Genomic DNA, 25,840 nt, shown 5'->3' with positions numbered 1-25,840 from the left:
TTATACTTCCTTTTTAGGGAAATATTAAGCGCACTCCCTGAAGAGCCATAGTAGGTACCTTTAGCTGTTTGAAGACAAAACCGATTCGAAAATAGTCAGTACCCTAAAGCCTGTAGATTGATCTTCTGTAAGTACAATATCCTGAAATGAAGGATCAGTAGACAAGGGACGTAGTATGATTGACTCATGGCTCCACTGCTCTTCTTTATGTTGCTTTGTACTTCTATATTCTTTAACTGTATACCCTCCCGCTAAGCCTTCAGCTGGAAGACTGTTATATTGTACCAGGACTATTTTTCCATTTCGTGATCCGCTTTCATACTTTCTGAAAAGACAGATTGATCTATCAGGAATAATGCGATTCATAGATTCACCAACGACCTCACAAGCGAAAAGGTCAAGCACAGGCAACATCATTTGTCAAATGCTTTAAATAAACCGCTTAATAAGTGTAGCGCTTTTTCAACGGTTTGCTTACTCTCAATTGGTAGTTTCAGATATGTTTGACCAGTAGTTTGGTCTGTTTCAGTAATCGTTGCAGTCAGTTTTTCTACAGCATCCTGATTACTTAAGGTATTTATTAGTTGTGTAAAGAAGTTCATACCATGTTGAACTATTGTAGCAGCCGTTTCTTCCCGGGGATCATCCGTCGTCATTATTTTGACTGCCGGCTGTTGTAAAGACTCATTTTCCAGTCTTTCAATCATGTTATTATCGTCTGCATCTTTCTCTGTTTTATTATATTGTGTTGCTATTTCTTCCTGCTCCTGTGTATCGAAAGAGGTGATGGTTTGTGATATCTCCTGTGTAAGTGTTTCTACAGACTGCATGAATTGTTTAAACTTGTCATCACCCAGGAAAATACAATCCTCGCCATTATCCAATACACCAGCGGCAACAGCACTTTTAAACTTTAATACAGACAGCATCCTGTGTTCGATCGTTTCCTGCGCAACCAGATTAATGATGGATACGTTTTTCTTTTGCCCCATGCGATAAATACGGGCAATTCGTTGTTCAAGTACTGCAGGATTCCAGGGAATATCCATATTAATAAGATATGAGGCAGCCTGTAGGTTAAGTCCTACTCCGCCAGCATCAGTAGAAAGAAAAACTTTACACTGTGCATCATTATTAAAATTCTCAAACAACGACTCCCGTCGTTTACTGGGTACTCCTCCGTGAAGGTTTTCAAATTTCACCCCGCGCTCTTTTAGTCTTTCAGCAATAAGACGTGTCATTCTTTCCCACTGGCTAAAAATGACCACTTTTTCATCCTCTATTAGAAACAGCTCATCCAAAATATTAAACAATTCATCCAGTTTGGTTTGATGATTGGTTTTCTGATCAATAATATAGGTGCTGTCACAAACCATGCGCATCAAATTCAGATAGTTTAACATTCGCTGTCTGTCCTGTTCATTTAGAAAACCGAAACGCTTCCATTTATTTACCAGTTGAGCTACCGCGTCTGCATATTCTTTATGTAAATCCTGTTGGGGTGGTGTTAGTGGTACAAACAGTGTTTTATCCATCCTTCCGGGTAACTGTTTAAGCACTTCTTTCTTAGTGCGACGCAACACAATATCAGCAAGTTGTTTACCAATTTCATTAAGGCCTTTATAGCCGGTAACTTTTCCGGTATCGGTATCAGTTAACTGGTGTTTTCTTAGGAAATGATGTAAGGACCCCAACTGGAATGGGTCAATATATTGAACCAGCGAATACAGTTCTTCAATATTATTCTCAAGTGGTGTACCTGTAAGAATCAGCGCATAGGGGGACTGGATACGTTTGATGTGTTGCGAAATTTTTGCTTTCCAGTTTTTGATACGTTGTGCTTCATCCAGAATTACAGCATCAGGATTCATCTGATTAATGTAATGCCAATCATTACCTGCCATATGATAGCTAACAATCATGAAATAGTTTTCATCATTTTCATACAAAGCCCGCCTGGTTAGTGCATTACCTTCTATAACTGTAACAGAACGACCAGTAAATTTTTCTATTTCAGTTTTCCATTGATATTTTAATGAAGTGGGGCAGATAATCAGCACTTTATGTGTATTTAGATGTTGCTGTAGGAGCATTGCCCATGCAATACCCTGTACTGTTTTACCGAGTCCCATATCATCTGCAAGAATAGATCGGCCAGCCCTGGTAGCAAATAGTATACCTTCCTGCTGATAAGGGAACAGGGACACATTTACGAGATCTTTCAGCAATTGGTCCCCTTTTTCTTCTAATAATGCTTTCCGGTTGTGCTTCTCCCGATATTTAATGATTAGTTGTAAGGCATCATCGTAGCAACGGAATTGGGCATTTATTTTATGAGCTTCCAGCAACAATTGCTCTATATCAAAATATGCAGCAGGAAGTAGTGTATTGTCTCTATCAAAATATTTCCTGCTCCAGTTCTTAAACTTTTTTTCACCTTCTGTTCCGATGCGCAGTTTCACTTTTTGTTCTCCTGTGTAAGATACATACATGGATGAATAAGAGAGTACCGGTAAAACATCCAGCAGTTTTTTCATACCTCGCTTTTTGCCTGCGAATAAGCGAACAGCTTCGATATGCTTACATGTGCCTAACTGGTTTGTTTTGAAATCCAGGCAGGAGCAAAAATTCAGGCTATTATCTTTACTGCGTAAAGCTACTTTATAGGTATTTCCTGATTTTGCACTAAACACACGATAATTGCTATATATAGGTTCCTGGTCAAGGTTTTCTATAGTGAATGTCTCCTTTTCTGCTATCTGACGACGCAAAATTGTTTGCCATTCTTTATCTGTCAGGTTATCCGGTTTACGGGTATGCGAAACGTGTAATGGGAGCGCCTGTTTTTTCTTGTTTACCCTTTTCCTGGCGGTTGGTTGTTTTTTGGATATTGACATTTGACGGGATTTATGGGTAATAAAAATAGAGAGAATATAGGAGTTTGTGCTGGTATAGGACAAATAATTAACGAATTAGAAAAAATGCTGTAAAAAGCCGAATATTCAGAAATTTTTATCCGGGTGAACAAAAAGAGAAAAGGGGAGTCTTTATGAAGCGTTCTTATTTTAACCCTGTCATCTTCAAAAACGACAGACTTTTGATAACATTGCTCGAAATCCATGTCTTGCCTTGTGTAACTAATGAGGAAACGGAGCTCTGTATTATATTAAATAGGGCATATTCAGAAGCTCGGTATAATGAAAAATATAGTGTATCTGAGGGAACAGTTAGAATATTAATAGAAAGGGTGGCCAAATTTATTGGCCATTAAATGCAGTAAACGCAGCAATTCCCACTTTCCTAACTATGTAGTCCTTATTTGCTGCATAATTATGATTACTAATTATATAATCGTAAAAAATCGTAGTTGGCACTGGAATTGGCAACCTGAAACATATTCCACTGGAACGGTGAGGCCGAGTGCTTGGCCAAGTATTTATTATAGAAGTTGTTTAAACTTTTAATTTTCGACAGAATAATGTAATAAGAGCAAGCCAATGTAACCCCATCCATGTGAATACTTTTGTTTCATAGCGAACAGATAGAGCTTTAAACGCGTCTAACCAGGCATTGGCATGCTCAATTTTTGTTCTCCTTTTGTACAATTGGTCATCAAAATATCTATACTCCTCACTGGCGGTTTTGCCGTTACGCTTATTGGGTTTCACATTTAGCTCTATTTCTTTTATATCACAAGCCTTCCGTAGCTCCTCACTGTCAAAACCAGGATCTGCATTCAAAAAAACGCCGCTACTGTTAATACCCGCTTCCTCCAATAAACTGATCATTTTTTCAAAAATGCTACTGATCTCATACAAATCATTATGTTCCCCACTTTGCGGACTACCTACCGACAGTATTTGGCCATTGTTATCGCTCAAATACAAACTGTTAGTTGTCTTACAGGCCTTTCTGCCCTGGTATCCCACCTGTTCTCCTCCCCGTTTAGCCGGTGTATGACTACCATCAAGTTGGGCGCACGATAAGTCCAGGAGCTGTTTGTGGCTTGACAATAGCGCTTTCCAGGCTGCCTTGAATGATTCATCTTTACTCCATTTATTGAAATAGTAATATATATGCTGCCAGCTTACTTTGGGAGCTTCTATGTACTCCCGAACACTTAGTTCCCGCCACTGGCACCCAGTTTTCATACGCTTTAAGATTAGCTGTACCACTTTTACCAGACATATTCTCGGCTTAAACCTCGCTTTCCCTTACTTAAATGTGGTAATATCCATTCTCTTATTTTATCTTCGTCTATGAGTCCCAGAGTAGTTCCTTTTTTTTCGCAAATCAAAAATCTACAATTCCTGGGACTCTTCTTTTTTTACCTAAATAAGTTTAAACAACTTCATATTTAAACGTTCTATGTCTAAATTGTTTCCTCGAATACCATATGCAAGTTTATAAATGCAATAATTAATAATTCCTTCAGCCGCATATCCTGTTAAATAGAATATGTTTCTAAGAACATGATTTTTCCATTCCTCCTTACTTAAACCATCAAGATTGTCAACTGCCGGTATTTTATCTAAGTTTTCGAGCATAAACTCGCATGTTTTTAAATGTTTTAGAGCAGATTTTCTATAATCTTCATAGATCATATGGGACATAAGCGAAAAGTTTTAGTTAAGTGAAACATATTCGTGGAGTTTATTAAGGCTAAAAGAATGTGTTTGAATTAATGAAAATATCATTACGCAATTGACTATTTATATGATCATATGCCTATTTGGTAAGATATCAGGTAAATTGGATTTTCCAACTGTTTTTCGAATAGAAAAATATTATAACACCCAACGATTACCTTTATTATTCATAGATAAACGCCGCATGGTATCTATAAAAGCCTGTTTGAAAGCTTCATCTTTGGAATATAAGCGGTATAAATCCAGTTCCTTTTTACGCTGTTCTGCTATTACCTCTTCCAATAACTTTTTAAACGCAAGATCCTGTGTTTGTATATCAGGGTTATTGACCACCTTCGTTTGAAAGTCAGGATGTGCCTGAAGCTTTTGGGCAAGCGATACAAATTTTACCCGCTGTTCTTCTAGGGTGGCTTCCCATCCATGAAAATGGCGCTCGTTAAAGCTGCGAATAATTACGTCTAAAGGATCTTCTGCTCCACCTGCATTATGTGCACTTCTAGGGTTAGCATTCTGTGGATCAAGTTCTGTCTCGCTCTGATCTAACCCAATTGAAACATTTAATTTAACCCTTTCCAGTCCATAAGTAGATAAATCTACCGCATTCAATAGTTCATCTAACGCATCGGCTTCGCGATCTACGATAATCAACTTTGGTATTAGAAATTTAAGGTACCAGAACAATAATTCCCATTTGCGTACTTCAAATGGTATAATGGCAGCCATCTGGCCATAGATTTTTACAAACTGTTTGGCCTTGATCTTGAAATCTGCTTTGGCGCTTTCTTCCAGGCCCAGCTCGTGATTAAATCGTTCTTCTCCTAATTGAATGATGGGACTTAATACCGTATCAGCATCCTCTTTATTAAAATACCGGGTAGTGAAATCTTCTACCTCACTCCATTCATATACGCTTGCATCATCCAGATAAGCCTTCAGCTCGTGCAATACATTTACATCAGTAGCCTTGCTTAAAGAGGTGGCTGTATAAAAAGGATCAAAAGATGTTTTAATCTCTTCTGTAGAATTGAAAAAGTCGAGCACAAACAAATCTTCCGTTTTTTTCCCCAGCTTGTCAGCAGCACGGTTTAGCCTTGATAAAGCCTGTACCGCCAGCACATCCTGCAACTTTTTATCTACATACATCGTGCTCAGCTTAGGCTGGTCAAAACCAGTCAGATATTTGTTAGCCACCACTAGTATGCGGTAATCGTCCATATTAAAATAACGCGCTATGGTATCTGCAATATAACCGGGGTCGGTAGGTTTAGCAGTATCCAGGTGCGCGGGAAATTGATTGGTGGTTTCTTCCGTATACTCAATACCATCCACAATTTTTTTACCGGAAAAAGCAATAGCTATTCGAAATGGGCTGCCCTTCTGTTCTAATAGTTTGTGCAAGGCAAAATAATACCGGATAGCACTTTCAATACTTTGGGTTACAACCATTGCTTTGGCCTTTCCTTTTAATTTTTTAGGTGTAACCACTTTGGTAATGAAGTGATCCAACATAATTTCAGCCTTGGTTGCTATTGTTTGGGGGTTGCGCTCTACAAATGCTTTTAGCTTTTTTTGTGCTTTCGCGGTTTCAAAAAGTGGATTGTCTTCTATAGATTTTTCTATCTCGTAATAACTTCTGTAAGTAGTATAATTGGCCAGCACATCCAGGATAAAACCTTCTTCAATGGCCTGTTTCATAGAATACAGGTGAAAAGGCTTGAACTTCCCGTCTTCCTGTAAACTGCCAAACTTTTCCAGGGTAGCGTTTTTAGGTGTAGCAGTAAAGGCAAAGTAGGAGGCATTGCCTCTCATCTTGCGGTTGTTCATTGCTCTCAACACTTTATCCTGTGAATCATCCTCGTCTTCCTCTTCATTATCTGCAGCATTACCCATTACCCTGTTCATATTGTCTGCAGCCAGGCCACTTTGGGAACTATGGGCTTCATCAATAATAACCGCAAAGTTCCGGTTACTTAAATCGGCGATACCATCAATAATGAATGGAAATTTCTGGATAGTAGTAATAATTATACGTTTACCACTTTCCAGGTTTTCTTTGAGTTCTTTGGAAGAGTAGGCTGGTGCTACAATATTTCTTATTTCTGAGAACTCACGAATGTTTTCTCTTAACTGTTTATCAAGCAGGCGGCGGTCGGTCACTACAATTACAGAATCGAACAAGGGCTGACTGAAACCTTTTCCACCTGGCGTTTGCTCACTGGTGGGGTAAGTTTCTATTAACTGGTATGCAGCCCAGGTGATAGAGTTACTTTTACCGGAACCGGCTGAATGCTGTATCAGGTATGTTTGGCCCACTCCCTTTACCGAAGCATCGTTTACGAGCTTACGCACTACATCCAGCTGGTGATAACGGGGAAAATACAGGTTCTTCTTTGCAAGCGGATCGCTATCTTTCCCATCTATACGGACAAAGTGCTGTATGATGTTTGCCAGACTGTAGCGGGAAAGAACTTCTTCCCATAAATAAGCGGTCCGATGTCCGAAAGGATTCGGTGGGTTGCCCTTACCATAATTATGACCTTTGTTAAAAGGAAGGAAAAATGTATCCGGGCCGGCCAGCCGGGTAGTCATATATACTTCATCAGTATCTACAGTGAAATGTACAATACAACGCCCGAATTGTAACAGGGGTTGCGTATTATCCCTTTTATGACGGTATTGATGTTGGCCATCTGATCTTGCAGTCTGCCCTGTCCATGGATTTTTCAACTCCATGGTAATTAAAGGCAGACCGTTTATAAACAGTACCATGTCTATTTCCTCTGCCAGGTTGCTGGCGGAATAACATAACTGTCGTGTAACGCTGAACTCGTTTTTTTCAAAATTATCTTTCAGGCTCTGGCTGCTGCTCGCTAAAGGAGCTACATAGAAAAGCGTGAAATGCGCATCATCTACATCTAACCCCTTACGTAACAGTCTCAGTACCCCATATTTTTTGACCATGCGGTCAATTCTTTCCAATATCTTTAATTGCCAGTCACCTTGCTTTTGCAGTTTGGCCAGTTCCTCCTGCTGGGTGTTTTCCAGAAAATGCCATAACCTTGATTTGTCAATTGCGTAGCGTGCATCAAACTCATGAGGGTAGCCTACATAGAAGCCATGACCGTTTCCATAAGGAGCGGCATTTTCAGCTTCTTCATTAGCGTTGCTTTTGCGTGAGATAATTCCGGTTAAGCACTTTTCAATGGCGTCCTCCAACGCTTGTTCATTGGTTTGACTGGGCATGTGATATTAATTAGGGGTGATACGTGTGTTTCTTTCAGCTTATTCAGGTAACTTTTATTTTACCTGTGACGGCGCTGTTGATAAGGCTTGCTTTGTATTCTTTGAGTTTTTCGATTTCTTGTTCTATTAGTAATAAGATTTTTTCAATCTCTGTAGAAAGAACTCTTACATGATCAATGATTTGATTTTGCTCTGTGTATGGAGGGTATGCTATGCTGAAATTTCTCAAAAGCTCCATTTCTATACTTTCTACTGTTGCTCCTTGTTTCACCCAGTCGTTTTTTAGAAAGATCTCATTCCCCTTGATAAAAAAAAACATGAAATTGGGCAAAACTTCGCCAAGTGGTATAAATGCCTTCATATCTTGATTTATAGCGACTTCTACTTTAGTTATGGCCACCGGTACAACTCTCTTTAATATACCTGAGCGAACAACCATTATCAATGAATTACTCGTAAGCAAGCTTGAAGGGCAGTTTTTTAATCCCTTGCATGTCAAAAATTCCTCAGTTACCTTAATTTTATCTGATTTCATGTCTTTAGGTGAAACCCATGGAATATCACCATTCCAATAATCTAAACGTTCTTTACTCGGGGTGCCGCCCCCGATAAAATCAAACACATATTTCAGCTTTTTAACCTCCCAATGTGCCGGAATCTGTCCAACCCAGTCAATTCCACTATCTTTCATCGGCACATCAGGATTCAGCCCTTTGGTAACTGCCTGGTGAATGATTGCCTGACGGCGTTCTTTCAATAAGGCAATTTGCTTCTCTTTTAGCTCAATAGCTTTGTCTATTAATGCTGTTTTGGTGTCTAAAAATTGGGCAATGGCAGTTTGCTCGGAGAAAGGAGGAATAAATGTTTTATAGGCAAGAAACTTTTCTTTCGAAATGGTATTTCTTAACCCAGTGTAAAGATGTCTTAAAGATTTACTTTGATCATGATTATAATAAAAATAGAACAAAAATGGAGCATTAAATATTGAAGCCGCTTGCATTACTGTATATGCTCCGGTAATCATCCCATTGTGTTGTGACAAACCAATTGTTCTTGGGGTTTCCTCAACATCGAAAAGACAAAAAACAAAATCTCCTTTAGAAACTTCTTGATAAGTATCAAATTCAGCTGGAAATTTTCCTGTTGGGTTTTCCATATCTCTTTTTATAACACCAGAAAGTGTTAGCGAAAGAAGATCATATTTATAAGAAAGTTTACCAACTAGATTCTTCTTTATTTTGAAAACATGCCTATTCGAAATCGTCTCCCAATGCTCCGGAATCTCCCCCAACCACTCCACTCCACTCGCCATATAAGCATCATATCTTTTCAATTTATTTGTTCTCATGATCTAATTCCAACGTTATACGGTCCTGTTCAATTAATTGTTTCAGTTCTTCCTCTTTGGGCAGGTATAGGCGGTACTTACTTGCAAAGAGGTATTCGTTTTCAGCCAATACCGAATATTTCACAATTGTTTCGTCTTTTTCGGTGCAAAGGATAATGCCGATAGTAGGGTTATCATCTGCCTGCTTTTTCAAATCGTTATACATGCGTACATACATGTCCATCTGCCCAATATCTCCATGGCCCAGTTTTCCTGTTTTCAAATCTACCAGTACAAAGCACTTCAGGTAGTAATTATAAAAGACAAGATCTATATAAAAATCTGCCGTATCTGTTACGATATGCTGTTGACGGGCAACAAAAGCGAAACCTTTACCCATTTCCATCAAAAATTCCCGGAGGTGATTAATCAATGCCGCCTCTATCGTGCTTTCTGTTTGGCGGACATCAGATGGCAGGTTCAGGAACTCGAAAATATAAGGATCTTTAATAAACTGATGAGGCTGTGGTTGCGCAGTAACCGGCGCCAGCGTGCGATTCAGGTACTGAGATTGGATATTTCTTTGCAGCGTACGTGTATCCCACTGGTTATCAATACTCAATTGTATATATTGTTGTCGATGGCTTTCGTCCTCCACGCGACTTATGAGCCGGTAGTGTGTCCAGCTCAATTCGGTACGCACTGCGTTCCAAATTGGGAAAGAGCGGTAATAGGCCCGCATATTGTTCAGATTCCTTTCATCAAACCCTTTTCCAAACTCCAGGCTTAATTGCCCGGCAAGGTTTTTAAGAGATGCCTTTCCGTATTGTGCCTTCTCACGCCCCTGCTGCTCATCTTCCACTATCAGCCTGCCTATTTCCCAATACATGCGCAGCATAATGCTGTTAACGTTCCGGTAGGCTGTTTGCCTGGCGTTGCTGATCACCTGGGCAATGGTATTAAAAAGGTGATTTTGTAGTTCCATAGCGGTTAATGGGAGAAATTAAGAATTTCCTGGATCAGCCCGTCACTTTCCTTTTCCAACGCCAGAATATCTGCAGTAATCTCTTCCAGGCTACGCAAAGGCTTATGACGATAGAAATATTTATTAAAGCTAATCTCGTAGCCTATTTTGATAGTGTCAAGGTTTATCCAGGCTTCCGGTACATGCGGCAGTACTTCCTTCAGAAAGTAGCTGTATATGTTATCCTTTAATGGCACATTCTCCGTATCTCTTAAATCGCTTTCCGTTTCATATTGTATGTATTCACCGTGCTTACCATAAGAAAACCAGCCATAATGGTGCAGTTCTTCCCGGGTACAACCTAACCTGATAAGTAGTTGCTTCAGATTATCTGCACTCAGCTTTTGCCTGCTTTTTACCACTTTCTCCGCTTCAGCATGATACCAACTTATGGCATTTAAAATAGTATTCTTTTCAGTGGCTGATAACTTTATCTGTTCCGCCTTTAACGTCTCGTCTACACGTGCAGTGAATAAATTAAAGTCGTTATGTTCCTCAGTGCCAATAAGGCTCATTAACCTGGTGGCAGTGGCTATCAGATCCAAGCCTTTCTGCCAAAGCGCCGGACTTACCAATGCTTTCTGCAGCTTGGGGCTCAGGTTCAGTTCCTCCTTTTCGCACCAGTCAATAATGGCTTTCTCATATTTTTGCAGTTGGGTATAAACTTCCTCTCCAAACTGCTCATAAGCCCATTCCATAGGTTCACGAAGTCCCTTATCAAAGCGTAGAGTAGCAATCCTATCTGCCGTAAACTGTGCTTTAAGCCTTTTAGGCCTTTCTATGGTAACTTTATGATATCCCAGATCTGCATTATCAAATACCTGGCTGGCGACATCTTCCTCAGTGTTCCGGTCTATGATCAGCATTTGCTTATATACGTCTACTATTTCCCGTATATGCTCAGGAGCAAATTCACAGTTTTTATTGCCCAGGTTCTTGCGTAGTTTACGATAGCGTTGGCTGGCATCTATCAACTGTACCTTGCCTTTACGATGGGCAGGCTTGTTGTTGCTTAGCAACCAGATGTAAGTAGTGATGCCTGTGTTATAGAAGAGGTTATTAGGTAGTTGAATAATAGCTTCGAGCCAATCATTTTCAATAATATACCGGCGGATATTGCTTTCTCCACTACCTGCATCACCCGTAAACAGGCTGCTTCCATTATGAACGCTGGCAATGCGGCTGCCAATAGGGCTTTGGCGTAAAGGTTTCATTTTGCTGATCATCTCCATCAAAAACAATAGCTGCCCGTCGGACGAGCGTGGAGTAGCATCCACTGCTTCTGTATTACCCCAATAATCATCCAATTTTATTTTAAACCGCCCATCTATCACATCTTTACCATCCTTAATATTTTTCTGTTCACTAGCCCAGCTTTTACCGTAAGGCGGGTTGCTGAGCATGAAATTGAAATGCGTGCCGGCAAATTCATCGGTACTTAAGGTACTTCCCAGGCGTATGTTCTGCGGATCATTGCCCTTGATCATCATATCACTTTTGCAAATGGCATAGGTTTCATCATTAATTTCCTTGCCATATAAATGCACATCACCGCTAGCCCGGATTATACCTTCCTGGTCTTTAATAAAATTCTGTGATTCGGTAAGCATGCCACCACTGCCGCAGGCAGGATCGTAGATAGTCATTACAGGAGGCAATTGATCCTTAACCGGTTCAAACACCAGATGCGTCATCAGATCAATAACTTCTCTTGGCGTAAAGTGTTCTCCGGCTTCTTCGTTATTTTCTTCATTGAACTTCCGGATTAACTCTTCAAACACGTATCCCATACCCAGGTTGGAAAGCGCCGGCAATTTACGGCCATCAGGATCCAGTTTATCAAAGGGTGTAAGGTTGATATAAGGAGAGGTGAATTTTTCCAAGACATTCAGCAATACGTCCTTTACAGCCATATGCCGAATCTGCGTACGCAACTTAAAGTTGTCAATAATCTCCTTTACATTCTGACTAAAGCCATTGAGGTAATCTTCAAAATTGCCGATTAATAACTGCTGACTATTGGAGGCCGTATCTTTCAGTCGCTGTAATGTCCATTCGCTCGTATTATAAAATACATAACCGGAAGCTTCCCTTAACCCGGCTTCATCCCATTCGGTAAAGCCCGCTTCATCGCGCTGAAAAGACATTTCATCCCACACCTTCTGTTTGGTGGGTTCCAACAGCGCATCCAACCGACGCAATACTACCATTGGCAAAATTACATCGCGGTATTTACCACGGTTATATACATCGCGTAAGCAGTCATCTGCCACACTCCAGATAAAAGAAACAAGTTTGTTATGAACAGATTGATTCATTATGATAAATTCCTGATTTCTTATTAAAATGTTTAAACAGTAAAACCTTAAGCAAGTATAGGAATTTTTCTATTGATAGTAGTAAGGCACTGGTAATGAAGAGGTAAATAACTGATGGGGGGAGATATCAATGTTTGGAGAGTTTTGAGGTATTAAATAATTTAGTAAAATCAGCTTTAGGATTACTGGAAGTCTCCATTCGTCTCATATCGTCTCAAATTGTATTAAACAATCGTCTCATTTTAGATCTCCATTCGTCTCATATCGTCTCATTTAATTAAAATAGTTTATATTCACATAATGGAAAACCAGGTGCATACATTTCAGTTGAAACCAGACTGGCAACTGATCAGTGCAATAAGCAAATTAGACCGCTTTGATGCTTCATGGACGGCCATTGAGAAAAGAGAAAGACAAAACCTAAAACAGTTAAAATCAATCGCAACTGTCAGAAGTGTTGGCGCTTCTACAAGAATAGAAGGCTCCAGAATGTCAGATGATGAAGTAAAGGTGCTGATTGATAAATTAAGCGTATCTAAATTAGAAGATAGGGATTCCCAGGAGGTTGCAGGTTATTTTAATGCGTTAGATATCATTTCGGATTCTTATGAGGAAATGAGAGTAACCGAAAGCACTATTAAGAGCCTGCACAATATTCTTATGAAACACAGTCATAAAGACGAGTGGCATAAAGGAAATTATAAACAACATAGTAATGCCGTAGAAGCAACTATAGTTTGTAATTCTCTGGCAAAAACCGCTGTAAACCAGTTCCTACAGGCCATTGTCACTTTGCATGATGCAATATCGGAGGTTTAGGGAATAACGTTATCCTTCAAAACTCCATCTTAGTCGAATACGACCTTCAAAGTTGGTAATGTTGATTTCGCCCTTGGTTGCTTTTAAAAGCTGACCCATTTCTAACCAGTTTTGCAGGTGAAAGGGCAGGTATTTTGTATGAGTATCAGGAAAAGAAAACAAACTTATAAAAAACAAAAAAGCCTTAAAATGCTTACTGATAAACATTTTAAGGCTTTTGAATTTAGTGGAGAATACCGGAGTCGAACCGGTGACCTCTTGCATGCCATGCAAGCGCTCTAGCCAACTGAGCTAATTCCCCTGCAATCAAGGTTGCAAATGTAAAATATTTCTGGAATTTGCCAACTTTTTTTTGCGATTGCCGGCATGGCTGGAAATTTACCAGCCAATGCCATAATCCTCCCCATGGTTGCTACTACCACCCCATAAACTACCATGTTCCCTGTCAAGGAAAATAGCATTTACCGGACCACTGGTACGCTCACCGTAAGTAGGCTTGTACCCCATATTGATCAGGGTCGTACGCACACTGTCAGGTGTGTTTTTATTCAACAGGATCTCTCCCGGATGAGGGATACGATCTTTTGCCTGGGTACCACCGAGGGATAACCACAACTGGTTCGTATTGATATTCGCAGCTTCAGTAGCCTGCTGTATCGTCATTCCAAATTCCACTATATCGAGGAAGAACTGTAAGAGGTTCTGATCCTGGGTATCACCCCCCTGTACTGCGAAGGAAAGAAATGGTTTACCATCTTTCAGCGCTAAACTAGGTGTTAAAGTAACGCGGGGGCGCTTGCCGGGAGCGACCACATTGAAAGGGCATACCGCAGAATCCAACACAAATGATTGCATACGCTGACTCATACCTACACCTGTATGACCTGCAATGCATGCCGGTGTCCAGCCACCACTAGGGGTTACAGACACTACCCAGCCTTCTTCGTCAGCGGCTTCCACACTGGTAGTACCTCTCCATAATCTGTCCATATAAGTGCTATCATTCATCGCCATCATCTGATCAGTAACAGGTGAATTCAGGATGACAGCAGCATCGTGTTTAGGCAGGAAACCTTTGTTCAGATTGATAGATGTATCAGAGAGGGCATTATGCACATTCAGCAAATCTGTGAATGGATTCTTTTTCCCTTCGTACACATATGGATCACCAGGCCCTAACTTAGGTTCGTTCTGTGATGGATTGATCAGTTTCGCCCTGTCTTTTGCATAGGCTTTACTCAGCAAACCATCCATTGGTAATTTAGGAGAAAAAGCAGGGTCACCATAGTAGAAATCACGATCTGCAAAGGCAAGACTCATGGTTTGGTATACGGTGTTGATGTATTGGGAAGAGTTGTAACCCATGCTTTTCAGGTCGAAATTTTCCAGGATGTTCAGGCTTTGCAACATAGCAGGGCCCTGAGTCCAGGCTTGTAATTTGTATACTTCTATACCACGGTAATTTACATGTAAAGGTTCTTCTTCTACAGGCTTCCATTTTGCCAGATCATTCATGGTGATGAGACCACCCTGTTCCTGACAACCTCTTACAAATTCCTTTGCAATATCCCCCTTGTAGAAACGGTCGTAAGCAGCCATGATCGCTTCCTTACGGCTTTTATGATTGCGCAGTGCTTCCTGTTCTGCTTCTACCATTTTGGTAAGCGTAGCCAGTAGATCTCTTTGTACAAAGATCTCACCTGCATCGGGTGCTTCTCTCTTTTCACCAGGATGTGTAAGGAAAACAGCTTTGCTGTATGGCCAGCCTTTGATCCTTTCTTTTGCACGCTCAATGCTGTTGGCGGTCTGTGCTTCGATCGGGTAACCAGCCGCCATTTCCATGGCAGGTGCCAGTACTTCTTTCAGACTCAGTTTACCATAGTTTGCAAGCATGAGGCAAAGACCTCCGGGAGTACCGGGAGTAACAGCTGCCAGCGGACCATATTCAGGTGGAAAGTTATAGCCTTTGCCTTTGAAGAATTCAGGCGTGGCACCGGTTGGCGCTACACCCAGCGAATTGATGGCAATGACTTTTTTTGTTTTTGGATTGTAGATGAGGGCCTGCGTTTCGCCACCCCAGCTGAGTACATCCCACATGGTACAGGTAGCAGCCAACATAGCGCAGGCAGCATCTACGGCATTCCCTCCTTTCTGAAATATCATAGAACCAGCGGTAGCAGCCAGTGGCTTGCCGGTGACAGCCATCCAGTGTTTACCGTGCAAAGGTGGTTTTTGTGTTTGCTGTGCCAGCATAGGCGAGGCAACAGCAAAGAGGCATACCAGGAGGTATATTCGTTTCATAAGCAAATGCGATTTAGACAGTAGAATGGAAAGGTAATAAAAGAAAAAAGCCGAACCAATCGCTTTTATACCTGCGGTATAAAAGCGATTGGTTCGGCGCAGTGGCTTGGAGCCGGCTGAAAAATTACTTAGAAGAAAAACTGTTCAGATACAACCTTTCCATCTTTCACTTCATACACACAAATCTCTGCCATATTCATTCTTCCCTGTCCTTTCATATCCACATCCATATCCATAGAAAAAGAAATAGCATTCGCTACTACCAATGGTTCAGACACCTTGATGCTATGCACCGCGTCTAATCCATCCATGAAAAATTTAATCTTTTTCAGTAACGCTGGCAAACCTTTAGTTTCCTTTGCAAAGTTAGGTGTAGAATAAGGTTCAATGCTTACCGCATTCTCGGCATACAGTTCAGTCTGAGCTTTCTCGAATTCTCCTTTAGCGCAATACGCCACCAGTTTCTGGGCGATCTCTTGTGTAGTCATAACGATTGGGGTTTGGTTTTCGTGTAAAGCTAAGATAAGCATATTACCATAGTATTAAATGACCCGCCCGGCAGTGCTGCTACATAACAGGCTATGAGTATGCAATGCCCCCGCAGTCATATTCGTTAATTTGCTGATACTAACCCAAACTATTTACTCACAATCACACGTTAAACATTATACATGATGTCCAACCAATATCCCCCTGGGCTGCACTTCGGGATCCCTGAAAAAATGCAGCCGCATATCCGTATATCAACTCATCTGCCGGAGCAATTCAAGCAATATCTGCTATCACCTACCTCGGCGACCACGTATATAGAAGCCCCCTTCGGCAGTTACATTACTCAGGAAATAAAGGGACCCGACTGGCTGATCAGCTGGCAACAATGTTTTATCCGGGAAAAAGTACGGTTACGGCCTTCTACCCCATCGCCCATGCTGGCCATGTACTGCATCCTGAAAGGTAATATCAGCTGTCGGCTGCAGGGGCAGGGCAAACTAATGCTGATTGAAAAAGAATTCGGCATCTATTACATTCCGTCGCACTCTCAGAATACGGCCGACCTGCGGTCCGGCAATTATGAGATGATCTGTATTTCTTTTTCCCCAACCTTTTTCAGCAGGTTCATTTCCCGGCATCCTTCATTCGAAGACATCTATCAGCAACAGCAAAAACAGGCGCGCAGAGGTACGACACTGCCCGCCATCAGAATGGAAGCAGCCGATCTGAAAGTACTGGAGGACCTGCGGCAATGCCCCATACAGGAAGAAGAAAAGCTAGCCTACATAGAAGAAAAACTGGGATCACTGCTCACGCTGTATTTCAACGCCCTTACGCCTAAATACCTGCAAAACGGCGAACAGGCAGGCAAACTGAAACAGGTATGCCTGTACATTCAACATCACTATCACCAACACCTGAACATTGCAGATCTGAGCAGGAAAGCAGATATGCATATCAACACTTTTGAACGGGCTTTCAAAGAGCTATTAGGGGTCAGCCCCAGAGGGTATATCGAACACCTGCGTATGAAAAAAGCAGCCACGCTACTTTCTCAAACTACACTAAGCATCAAGGAAATTAGTTACAATACCGGCTACAGAGGAGCGAACTACTTCACGGCCGTGTTCCGGAAACGGTATCGCTGCTCTCCGAGAGAATATCGTAAAAACCGCTTATCTTGAGAGGATCATCTTAAGAAAAGTGGAATAAATGGACGAGCAATTATCAGCCAGACTTATACAGATCAGAAGACAGATTCATGCCAACCCTGAACTGGGTTATCAGGAAGAAAAAACATCTCAACTGGTAAAGCAGGAGCTTGACCAGCTTGGCATACCATATACTACCGGCGCTGCCCGTGGTACAGGTGTGATTGGCACCCTGCGTAAGGGTGATGGCCCTGTAGTAGCCATCCGTGCTGATATGGATGCCTTGCCTATGCAGGAGGAAACAGGTTTACCCTTTGCCTCACTGACAGCCGGCAAAATGCATTCCTGTGGTCATGACCTGCATACGACTATGCTGATAGGCGCTGCTGCGCTTTTAAAGAATACAGACTTCCAGGGTACTGTCAGGTTCCTGTTCCAACCTTCTGAAGAAGGGCCAAATGGCGATCCTGAAGGTATGACAGGTGCTCACAGAATAGTGGAAGAAGGTTACCTCGATGATGTACAGGCCGCTTTGGGGCTGCATGTAGATCCTTCATTGCCCGTGGGTCAGATCACCTATGCACTGGGCCCTGCACTGGCATGTACCGGATTCTTTAGCATCGAAGTACTGGGCAAAGCTGCACATGCCGGCGCGGCACCTCAACTGGGTGTAGATGCAGTGGCTGTGGCGGCTCAACTGGTGACTTCTGCACAAATGATTGTAGCCAGGCATACTGCTCCTACGGAAACAGCCGTATTGTCCTTCACCAAAATCAATGGCGGCGTAGCACCGAATGTGATTGCTGACAAAGTAGTGCTGGAAGGAACCATCCGGTCTCTGGACCTGGATACATACAATGACATCATCAGCAGACTCAATAAGATCATTGAAGGACTGATGATAGCCTATGATGCAAAGATCAGATTCGACCTCTACTATAACCTGCCAAGTGTACTGAACGACGGCAATGTACATGGCAAACTTGTACAAAGTCTCGATACCGTATTTGGTGCCGGCAATAGCAGAGAGGTTATACCGCTGCTGGCAGGTGAAGATTTTGCCCACTATTCCAGGAAAGTACCTTCTATGTTTTACCTGCTGGGCGCACAGGATCCGACATGTGGCGGGTATTATCTGCACCATCCCAAAGTGATCTTCAATGAAGGCGCCATTGCCTATGGCGCTAAATTCCTGGCGACAGGGGCGATAAGTTTGTTGGATAATTACAGGTAATTATTGTCTAAATAAATGATGGGCCGGTTGGGTGTTGAATTAGTATAACTAATTTTACCCTGTCATGGAACAAAAGCACCTTGGAAAAGCAGACACCGCGTTTATGGCGGCCTGTACCGGATTGATCGTCGCTAATATATATTATTGTCAACCCCTCATCGTTCTGATCGCCAGAGAATGGGGGCTGAAAGAAAGCGCCGCCGGGCGTGTCACCTACCTCACCCAGATCGGATATGCACTGGGGTTATTACTCCTGGTACCGCTGGGCGATATCCTTGAACGTAAAAAACAGATACTGATCACCACGCTGGTGGCGATAGGCGCCCTATTGCTGGCGGCTACCGCACAGAACTTCTTTGTATTGCAGGCAGCGAGTCTGCTGATCGGTATTACCTCTGTAGTACCACAATTGATATTACCACTGGCAGCTCACCTGGCGCCGGATCATAGAAGAGGGAGCATCATCGGTGCCATCATGGGTGGTTTGCTGGTAGGCATCCTGGCTTCCCGGTCAGTGAGTGGTACAGTGGGGGCTTTATTTGGCTGGCGGGAGATGTATTATATAGCGGCAGGCATCTGTACCGTGCTGATGGTATTGATGTACTTCCGGTTTCCGGATAGTCAGCCAACCCTGAAGAGTAACTATGGAGAACTGATGCGTACGGTGGTTCATTATGCCCGTACACATCCCCGGCTCAGAGAGGCTTCTGTAATGAACGCCCTTTCCTTTGCGGTGCTGAGCGCCTTCTGGGTGACCATGGTGTTGTTCCTTTCCAATGCTCCTTTTAAATATACCTCGGCACAGATTGGCTTATTTGGCATAGCGGGAGCAGCCGGGGCACTGGCGGCACCACTGGTGGGTAAGATGAGTGATGGCCGGGATCCGGGAAAGAATATTATTATCGGTCTAATACTGGAACTCCTCAGTTTTGGGGCATTTTACTTTACAGGGAGCAATATTATATTACTATTAGTCGGAATTGTGTTGGTAGACGTAGGGCATCAATCCATCATGGTAACGAATCAGACCATTATATACGCTTTGAAGCAGGAGGCGAGAAACCGTTTTAATACAGTTTATATGACCAGTACTTTTATTGGTGGGGCGGGCGGTTCTGCGATCGGCTTATGGCTCTGGAACCAAGGGCAGTGGCCGGTAGTATGTGCGGGCTGTACAATAATTATCCTGGTGAATATAACTTTATTTTATATGTTCAGGCCGACAACAGCCAAAAAGGCACTGATTTAAGTGCAGACATTTTTTTTAAATTCATAAAAAACAATACCTTTGCCGTCCTTTCCACAGCATGTCAAGGCAGGGGGAAGTAGTTCTTTACACAATAGTGTATGCGGGTGTGGTGAAATTGGTAGACACGCCAGACTTAGGATCTGGTGCTTCACGGCATGGGGGTTCGAGTCCCTCCACCCGCACTTTTTTTTATACATTTCGGCATACAGCTTATAAAAAATATTGCCATTAAGGCACTAAGTCACTTAGTAACTCCCACATAGCTGCCATTCCTTCGTGCCTTTGTGACTTCATGGCATATTCTTCAATTCAGGAATTATTATTGCTTCATACAAGAACATTTATTAAAATTAATTATGGCAACCGTTACCAGAGAAAACATCGGTTTATTGAATGATAAGATCACTGTGAAAGTGAGCCAGGAAGATTATCTTCCCAATTATGACAAAGCAGTAAAACAGCTTAGCAAAACCGCCAATATACCAGGCTTCCGTAAAGGGATGGTGCCAGCAGGGATGGTGAAAAAAATGCACGGTCCGGCAATCTTCGCGGATGAAATACTGAAAACTGTAGAGAAAGAACTCACAGGCTACCTGCAGAATGAGAAAGTTGAGATCTTCGCTCAGCCACTTTCTCTGGAAAAGGAAGCTAAAAATTTCGATCATAACAATCCTACCGAATATAACTTCGATTTTGAAATTGGCCTGAAACCTGCTTTTGAAGTAACTCCACTGCAGGAAGGTAAAACTACCCTGAGCCGTTATAAAATTAAAGTGACCAGCGAAATGCTGGACAAAGAGGTTGACAACCTGCTCGAAAAAGGTGGCAAAAACGTAGAAACTGAAAAAGTATCTTCTGAGAATGATTTCCTGACTGTTAAGTTCGAAGAGAGCGACGAAGCAGGTAACGTACTGGAAGGTGGTATTCAGAAAGAAAACGCCATTAAGTTAAAGCAGTTCTCTGCTCCTATCCAGGAACAGCTGAAGGGTAAAGGAAAGGGCGATAGCATCGTATTCTTCCTGGCTACTTCATTTGATGCAGCTGCTTTACACGATATCCTGCACGACCTTGGTTTCCATGGTCATAACGATGCGGATGCACAACGTTACTTCAAACTGACAATCGAGAAAGTTGAAGTAATTGAAAAAAGGGAACTGAATGAAGAATTCTTCAAAGAAGTATTCCCTAAAGATGAAGTAACCACTGAAGAAGCCTTCCGTGAGAAACTGAAATCTGAAATAGAAAAGTACTGGGATTCCGAGAGCCGTAACCACCTGCACAACGAACTGTTCGAGGTGCTGGTACACGAAACTCCTATTGAACTGCCCAAAGAATTTCTGAAGCGCTGGTTGCAGCAGGGTGGCGAAAAGCCAAAAACTGCTGAAGAAGCCGAAAAAGAATATCCTGGATTTGATCATCAGTTACGCTGGACTTTGATCAGCGACAAACTGATCCGCGAAAATAAACTGGACGTATCCTTTGATGAACTGAAGGAAAGCGCCAAACAGAAAGTAATGGGCTATTTTGGTGGTGCAGCTGCTGCAGATGGTGCAGACTGGCTGGATAGCTACCTGGAACGCCTGCTGCAGGATGAAAAATTCGTAGATCAGACCTATCGTGAGATGGTGACTCAAAAACTGTTTGATTGGGCAGAACAAAAGGTAAATGTGAAGGAAGAGGAAGTAACAGCCGAAGAATTTGCTAAATTACCTAATAAACATCACCATCATGAACATTAATAACGAATTCAGGAAATATGCCATCCAGCATAGAGGGATCAGTAGCCTGGTAGTAGATAGCTATACCCGTCACCAGATCAATGCCTTAACTCCCAACATCATCGAGGAACGCCCGATGAACATGGCGATTATGGACGTGTTTTCCCGTTTGATGATGGACCGCATCATCTTCATGGGCGATCCGGTAAATGACTATGTAGCTAATATTATCACAGCACAGTTGCTGTTCCTCGAATCTACTGACCGTACCCGTGATATACAGATGTATATTAACAGCCCCGGCGGTAGCGTATATGCTGGTTTAGGTATCTATGACACCATGCAGATCATCGCTCCTGATGTAGCGACAATCTGTACAGGTATGGCCGCTTCTTTTGGCGCCGTACTGCTGGTGGCTGGTACTAAAGGCAAACGTACTGCGCTGAAGCACGCTCGTGTAATGATTCACCAGCCTCATGGCGGTGCTGAAGGACAGACCTCAGATATCGAGATCACTGCCCGCGAGTTCGTAAAGCTGAAAAAAGAGCTGAACGAAATCATTGCCGGACACTGCGGACAGCCTGTAAAGAAAGTTGAAAAGGATTCTGATCGTGACTACTGGATGACTGCCGATGAAGCAAAAGAATACGGTATCATCGATGACGTACTCACCAAGAACCCTAGAAAACAACAGCAGCAGGACGGTACTACGCCTCAATAATTAGTTGTAAATTCTATAGAAGCAAAATTTAGAAAGAGAAACCGTGTCTTCACAGCCGGTTTTTCTTTTTAACTTTTGCTTTTCTTTTTAAATGACACCCTTTCCCCCTTTAATTTGTACCTTTGTAAGCTATGAAAGAGTCCAAAATACGTTGTTCATTCTGTAATCGTTCGAAAGATGAAGTGCAGATATTGATAGCTGGTGCAGATGGCCATATTTGTGAGAACTGTGTGGCCAACGCACAGGAGATCATAGAACAGGAATTGTTTCAACAGCAGGGTAAAAAAGCCCCCTCCCACTTCGTTCCAAAAGTGGCCAAACCCCAGGAGATCAAGAAATTCCTTGATGAGTATGTGATCGGACAGGATGATGCAAAAAAAATACTGGCAGTTGCCGTTTATAACCACTATAAAAGGCTGAACCAACAGGTAGGAGATGACGATGTGGAAATCGAGAAATCCAATATCATCATGGTAGGTGAAACCGGTACAGGTAAAACCCTGCTGGCTAAATCTATCGCCCGTCTGCTGAATGTTCCTTTTACTATCGTAGATGCAACCGTGTTTACCGAAGCCGGTTACGTAGGTGAAGATGTGGAAAGCATCCTGACCCGCCTGCTACAGGTATGTAACTATGATGTTGAAGCTGCTGAAAGAGGTATCGTATATATTGACGAGATCGATAAAATCGCACGTAAGAGCGATAACCCTTCCATTACCCGCGATGTGAGTGGTGAAGGCGTACAGCAAGGCCTGCTGAAACTGCTGGAAGGTACCGAAGCACTCGTTCCTCCACAAGGCGGTCGTAAGCACCCTGAGCAGAAACTGATCAAAGTGAACACACAGAATATCCTGTTTATATGCGGTGGTGCATTTGATGGTGTTGATAAGATTATCAGCCGCAGAGTACAGACGCATTCTATCGGGTTCACTGTGAACAAAGAGAGAGAAGAAGAAAACAAGAAGCATATACTCCGTTACATCAACTCTCAGGACTTAAAAGCATTCGGTCTGATTCCTGAATTGCTGGGACGTCTGCCAGTTGTAACTTACCTGAATTCTCTGGATAACGAAGCGCTGAAAGCGATTCTGACAGAACCAAAGAATGCACTTATAAAACAATACAAGAAACTGTTCAAAGTAGAAGGTATTGACCTGGAAATAGAAGATGATGCAGTAGATTATATCGTAGAAAAAGCAATGGAGTACAAACTGGGTGCACGTGGTCTTCGCTCTATCTGTGAAGTAGTACTGAGCGATGCGATGTTTAACCTGCCTTCTTCCAACGAAAGCTCTTTTGTACTGACAAGAGCATATGCAGAAGAGAAGTTAGATAAATCAACACTGGTGCAGCTGAAAGTTGCGTAAGGTGTACATGATATTTTGAAAAGGGCGGACGATGATCGTTCGCCTTTTTTATTACCTTTAATTCAAATAATAAATATGGACCTCTTAAAAGAATTGAAAGAAAGAGCCGGCCTTAGCAACGAACAGGCTATCAAGACCTTTGAGATACTGAAAGAGTACGTTGGTGGAAAGGTGCCCGTATTCCTGGCAGGTACTGTCGAGAAATGGTTTAACGACATCGAAAAGAAAGCCGAAGCAGCTGGCAAAGAAGAAAAAGAAAACGATTTTCTGGAGCACTAAGCAAAAGACATTGGCACAATAAAAAAGGCATCCTCTGAGAGGATGCCTTTTTCTTTTGGTTGCGTAAAAGTTGTTTCGATTGTCTTTTCTTTTTGTAGGAGGTTGATAAATTGGTAAAGAGTGATGAATTAACCCAAATTTAACGTTCTTAATTCAAAAATCCAGCACCTTATTTAGTTTATACTCACTTTTTTATCAAAAAGTTTAGACAGCATCAATACATTAAACTTTTAACATATGGCTAAAAACCTTAAAAGTAATATTCTAACTCAAAAATCAACACTAATAGGATCTTGTTTAAAAGATATATTTTGTTGACAAAAAGTTTGAATGCTGCTCACTTACGATCTCATTCAGGAGATTTTTGTTCTCTTCCGTCAGTTTAGTAGCCACCATTGTACGAATAGAGAACGCACGTAAAGCATCCGGAACACTCAATGTTCCTTCAGCAGAATCCTTCCTGCCGGTGAATGGAAAAATATCAGGACCACGCTGACATTGACAGTTCAGATTCACCCGGCTTACCTGGTTTACCAGCGGATCAATCAACGAAGCCAGTTCGTCTGCATCATTGCTGAAAAGACTCACCTGCTGTCCGTGAGAGGATTCAATCAGATAATCGATCGGTGTTTCTATATTGTCAAATGGCAAAATTGGAATGACAGGGCCAAATTGCTCCTCTCTATACAACTTCATTTTATTATTCACAGGGTATAATACCGCCGGGTATACAAATGATTCGAATGTAGTACCGCCATTTTCGTTCATCACCTTCGCACCATTAGCGATAGCATCTTCAATACACTCCTGCAGATAAGCCGGTTTCTGTGGCTCTGGCAGTGGTGTAAGGAATACATCCTTCTCCCATGGCATACCGATTTTCAGTTTGCCTACAGCAGCACTAAACTTTTCAATGAATGCATCCGCTACATCTTTATGAACATAAATGATCTTTATAGCCGTACAGCGCTGCCCATTAAATGAAAGTGAACCCAATACACATTCTTTTACTGCGAGGTCTAAATCAGCCTTTTCTGTGATAATTGCGGCATTCTTTGCATCCAGCCCCAGAATAGCACGCAGGCGGTTTACCTTCGGGTGCATCTTCTTTAGCTGGTTGGCTACTTTACTGCTACCGATCAGGGTGAGTACATTGATCTTGCCAGACTCCATGAGCGGGGCTATGATCACATTTCCACGACCATAAATGGTATTCACCACACCTTTTGGAAAACAGCTTGCAAAAGCTTCCAGCAGAGGATAGTGCAATAACGTACCGTGCTTTGGAGGTTTGAACAGCAGCGTGTTGCCCATGATAAGGGCTGGAATCAGGGTGGTAAAGGTTTCATTCAGCGGGTAGTTGAAGGGTCCCATACATAACACAACACCTAATGGTGAGCGGCGTATTTGTCCGATAATACCTTGTTCAATTTCGAAACGGCTGGAATTGCGATCAAGATCTTTCAGTGCATCGATCGTAGCGTTGATGTACTCAATGGTACGATCAAATTCCTTTATGGAATCTGCATACGATTTCCCGATTTCCCACATGATCAGTTTTACAATCTCGTCTTTCTTTGCAATCATCTTGCCGGTGAACTTATCCATGCAGGCAATCCTCTCAGCTACCGGCATGGTAGGCCATTCACCACGACCATCATTGTACGCGAGTACAGCTGCATCGAGCGCTGCAAGGGCTTCTGTTTGTGTGCACAGCGGGTAAGAGCCAATTACTTTTCTTTTGAGGCCTTCTGGAGTCTGGACAGCTACAGGGGAAAGAACGGTGTGGACATCACCGTTCCAGGGTTTCATTTCACCGCCGGAAAGATATTCACGCTGGTGAATCTCCTCCGGTAGCAGGAATTGCGCCGGGATGGCGTCTGCTGTCGGGAACATTTGATGTAAGTGTTCTTCAAAGGTCATGACATAGTAGTTTATATAGATGAAA

General features: G+C 42.3%; 18 protein-coding genes and 2 tRNA genes. 9 read left to right on the top strand and 11 right to left on the bottom strand.

The features are described from left to right. Window positions 1–413: 413 nt before the first annotated feature. The 7 genes from QQL36_RS10805 to QQL36_RS10775 form a co-directional block, all read right to left on the bottom strand. Complete coding sequence (locus QQL36_RS10805; RefSeq protein WP_321569714.1) at window positions 414–2,897, bottom strand: DEAD/DEAH box helicase; 2,484 nt, start codon at window positions 2,895–2,897, stop codon at window positions 414–416. Between the two features lie 555 nt (window positions 2,898–3,452). Further along, on the bottom strand, window positions 3,453–4,151 hold the full coding sequence (locus QQL36_RS10800; RefSeq protein ID WP_321569713.1) for a transposase family protein: 699 nt from the start codon (window positions 4,149–4,151) through the stop codon (window positions 3,453–3,455). A 180-nt stretch (window positions 4,152–4,331) separates the two neighbouring features. After that, entirely contained in the window at window positions 4,332–4,613 is a 282-nt protein-coding gene (locus QQL36_RS10795) for a hypothetical protein (protein ID WP_321569712.1), read from the bottom strand. Window positions 4,614–4,787: 174 nt separating this feature from the next. Beyond that, window positions 4,788–7,892, bottom strand: coding sequence for a type I restriction endonuclease subunit R (locus tag QQL36_RS10790; RefSeq protein ID WP_321569711.1), 3,105 nt, complete (start codon window positions 7,890–7,892; stop codon window positions 4,788–4,790). Window positions 7,893–7,935: 43 nt separating this feature from the next. Further along, window positions 7,936–9,240: a restriction endonuclease subunit S gene (locus QQL36_RS10785; RefSeq protein WP_321569710.1), complete on the bottom strand. Its 1,305-nt coding sequence runs from the start codon at window positions 9,238–9,240 to the stop codon at window positions 7,936–7,938. Further along, window positions 9,227–10,204: a PDDEXK nuclease domain-containing protein gene (locus tag QQL36_RS10780; RefSeq protein WP_321569709.1), complete on the bottom strand. Its 978-nt coding sequence runs from the start codon at window positions 10,202–10,204 to the stop codon at window positions 9,227–9,229. The genes QQL36_RS10785 and QQL36_RS10780 overlap by 14 nt, the downstream gene beginning before the upstream one ends. Window positions 10,205–10,209: 5 nt before the next feature. Beyond that, window positions 10,210–12,561, bottom strand: coding sequence for a class I SAM-dependent DNA methyltransferase (locus tag QQL36_RS10775; RefSeq protein ID WP_321569708.1), 2,352 nt, complete (start codon window positions 12,559–12,561; stop codon window positions 10,210–10,212). A gap of 300 nt (window positions 12,562–12,861) precedes the next feature. Between QQL36_RS10775 and QQL36_RS10770 the strand changes: the two genes are divergently transcribed. After that, a complete protein-coding gene (locus QQL36_RS10770) occupies window positions 12,862–13,380 on the top strand; it encodes a hypothetical protein (RefSeq protein ID WP_321569707.1) in 519 nt (172 codons plus the stop codon). 227 nt (window positions 13,381–13,607) lie between these two features. On the opposite strand, the gene QQL36_RS10765 is transcribed toward QQL36_RS10770, so the two are convergent. From QQL36_RS10765 to QQL36_RS10755, 3 genes are all read right to left on the bottom strand, one after another. Then, window positions 13,608–13,681 (bottom strand) — tRNA-Ala (locus QQL36_RS10765). A gap of 77 nt (window positions 13,682–13,758) precedes the next feature. Next, a complete protein-coding gene (locus QQL36_RS10760; RefSeq protein WP_321569706.1) occupies window positions 13,759–15,681 on the bottom strand; it encodes a gamma-glutamyltransferase family protein in 1,923 nt (640 codons plus the stop codon). Between the two features lie 128 nt (window positions 15,682–15,809). Next, on the bottom strand, window positions 15,810–16,169 hold the full coding sequence (locus tag QQL36_RS10755) for a SnoaL-like domain-containing protein (protein WP_083724156.1): 360 nt from the start codon (window positions 16,167–16,169) through the stop codon (window positions 15,810–15,812). Between the two features lie 183 nt (window positions 16,170–16,352). On the opposite strand from QQL36_RS10755, the gene QQL36_RS10750 reads away from it, so the two are divergent. The 8 genes from QQL36_RS10750 (at window position 16,353) to QQL36_RS10715 (ending at window position 23,892) form a co-directional block, all read left to right on the top strand. Next, window positions 16,353–17,357: an AraC family transcriptional regulator gene (locus QQL36_RS10750; protein WP_321569705.1), complete on the top strand. Its 1,005-nt coding sequence runs from the start codon at window positions 16,353–16,355 to the stop codon at window positions 17,355–17,357. Window positions 17,358–17,385: 28 nt separating this feature from the next. Beyond that, the gene (locus QQL36_RS10745) at window positions 17,386–18,558 is read left to right on the top strand and encodes a M20 family metallopeptidase (protein ID WP_321569704.1); all 1,173 of its coding nucleotides are present in this window, start codon (window positions 17,386–17,388) and stop codon (window positions 18,556–18,558) included. 64 nt (window positions 18,559–18,622) lie between these two features. Next, on the top strand, window positions 18,623–19,807 hold the full coding sequence (locus QQL36_RS10740; RefSeq protein WP_321569703.1) for an MFS transporter: 1,185 nt from the start codon (window positions 18,623–18,625) through the stop codon (window positions 19,805–19,807). Between the two features lie 100 nt (window positions 19,808–19,907). After that, a tRNA-Leu gene (locus tag QQL36_RS10735) sits at window positions 19,908–19,989 on the top strand. A 174-nt stretch (window positions 19,990–20,163) separates the two neighbouring features. Then, the gene (tig, locus tag QQL36_RS10730) at window positions 20,164–21,546 is read left to right on the top strand and encodes a trigger factor (RefSeq protein WP_321569702.1); all 1,383 of its coding nucleotides are present in this window, start codon (window positions 20,164–20,166) and stop codon (window positions 21,544–21,546) included. Further along, the gene (gene clpP / locus QQL36_RS10725) at window positions 21,536–22,246 is read left to right on the top strand and encodes an ATP-dependent Clp endopeptidase proteolytic subunit ClpP (protein ID WP_083724148.1); all 711 of its coding nucleotides are present in this window, start codon (window positions 21,536–21,538) and stop codon (window positions 22,244–22,246) included. Before tig ends, clpP begins: the two co-directional genes overlap by 11 nt. Before the next feature lie 131 nt (window positions 22,247–22,377). Then, on the top strand, window positions 22,378–23,613 hold the full coding sequence (clpX, locus tag QQL36_RS10720; protein WP_083724146.1) for an ATP-dependent Clp protease ATP-binding subunit ClpX: 1,236 nt from the start codon (window positions 22,378–22,380) through the stop codon (window positions 23,611–23,613). A gap of 75 nt (window positions 23,614–23,688) precedes the next feature. Next, complete coding sequence (locus tag QQL36_RS10715) at window positions 23,689–23,892, top strand: hypothetical protein (protein WP_083724144.1); 204 nt, start codon at window positions 23,689–23,691, stop codon at window positions 23,890–23,892. Window positions 23,893–24,189: 297 nt separating this feature from the next. Here the strand turns inward: QQL36_RS10715 and QQL36_RS10710 are convergent, their stop codons facing one another. After that, the gene (locus QQL36_RS10710; protein ID WP_083724142.1) at window positions 24,190–25,815 is read right to left on the bottom strand and encodes an NADP-dependent glyceraldehyde-3-phosphate dehydrogenase; all 1,626 of its coding nucleotides are present in this window, start codon (window positions 25,813–25,815) and stop codon (window positions 24,190–24,192) included. Window positions 25,816–25,840 lie beyond the last annotated feature (25 nt).

It is taken from the genome of Chitinophaga sp. LS1 (genome assembly GCF_034274695.1).
GTDB lineage: Bacteria > Bacteroidota > Bacteroidia > Chitinophagales > Chitinophagaceae > Chitinophaga.
This window is presented reverse-complemented; position numbering and strand designations above follow the sequence as displayed.

What these genes read in the sequence shown, in the direction of transcription:
- QQL36_RS10805 (WP_321569714.1), bottom strand. Translation starts at nt 2,897, where the DNA reads ATGTCAATATCCAAAAAACAACCAACCGCCAGGAAAAGGGTAAACAAG.
- QQL36_RS10800 (WP_321569713.1), bottom strand. Translation starts at nt 4,151, where the DNA reads ATGAAAACTGGGTGCCAGTGGCGGGAACTAAGTGTTCGGGAGTACATA.
- QQL36_RS10795 (WP_321569712.1), bottom strand. Translation starts at nt 4,613, where the DNA reads ATGTCCCATATGATCTATGAAGATTATAGAAAATCTGCTCTAAAACAT.
- QQL36_RS10790 (WP_321569711.1), bottom strand. Translation starts at nt 7,892, where the DNA reads ATGCCCAGTCAAACCAATGAACAAGCGTTGGAGGACGCCATTGAAAAG.
- QQL36_RS10785 (WP_321569710.1), bottom strand. Translation starts at nt 9,240, where the DNA reads ATGAGAACAAATAAATTGAAAAGATATGATGCTTATATGGCGAGTGGA.
- QQL36_RS10780 (WP_321569709.1), bottom strand. Translation starts at nt 10,204, where the DNA reads ATGGAACTACAAAATCACCTTTTTAATACCATTGCCCAGGTGATCAGC.
- QQL36_RS10775 (WP_321569708.1), bottom strand. Translation starts at nt 12,561, where the DNA reads ATGAATCAATCTGTTCATAACAAACTTGTTTCTTTTATCTGGAGTGTG.
- QQL36_RS10770 (WP_321569707.1), top strand. Translation starts at nt 12,862, where the DNA reads ATGGAAAACCAGGTGCATACATTTCAGTTGAAACCAGACTGGCAACTG.
- QQL36_RS10760 (WP_321569706.1), bottom strand. Translation starts at nt 15,681, where the DNA reads ATGAAACGAATATACCTCCTGGTATGCCTCTTTGCTGTTGCCTCGCCT.
- QQL36_RS10755 (WP_083724156.1), bottom strand. Translation starts at nt 16,169, where the DNA reads ATGACTACACAAGAGATCGCCCAGAAACTGGTGGCGTATTGCGCTAAA.
- QQL36_RS10750 (WP_321569705.1), top strand. Translation starts at nt 16,353, where the DNA reads ATGATGTCCAACCAATATCCCCCTGGGCTGCACTTCGGGATCCCTGAA.
- QQL36_RS10745 (WP_321569704.1), top strand. Translation starts at nt 17,386, where the DNA reads ATGGACGAGCAATTATCAGCCAGACTTATACAGATCAGAAGACAGATT.
- QQL36_RS10740 (WP_321569703.1), top strand. Translation starts at nt 18,623, where the DNA reads ATGGAACAAAAGCACCTTGGAAAAGCAGACACCGCGTTTATGGCGGCC.
- tig (WP_321569702.1), top strand. Translation starts at nt 20,164, where the DNA reads ATGGCAACCGTTACCAGAGAAAACATCGGTTTATTGAATGATAAGATC.
- clpP (WP_083724148.1), top strand. Translation starts at nt 21,536, where the DNA reads ATGAACATTAATAACGAATTCAGGAAATATGCCATCCAGCATAGAGGG.
- clpX (WP_083724146.1), top strand. Translation starts at nt 22,378, where the DNA reads ATGAAAGAGTCCAAAATACGTTGTTCATTCTGTAATCGTTCGAAAGAT.
- QQL36_RS10715 (WP_083724144.1), top strand. Translation starts at nt 23,689, where the DNA reads ATGGACCTCTTAAAAGAATTGAAAGAAAGAGCCGGCCTTAGCAACGAA.
- QQL36_RS10710 (WP_083724142.1), bottom strand. Translation starts at nt 25,815, where the DNA reads ATGACCTTTGAAGAACACTTACATCAAATGTTCCCGACAGCAGACGCC.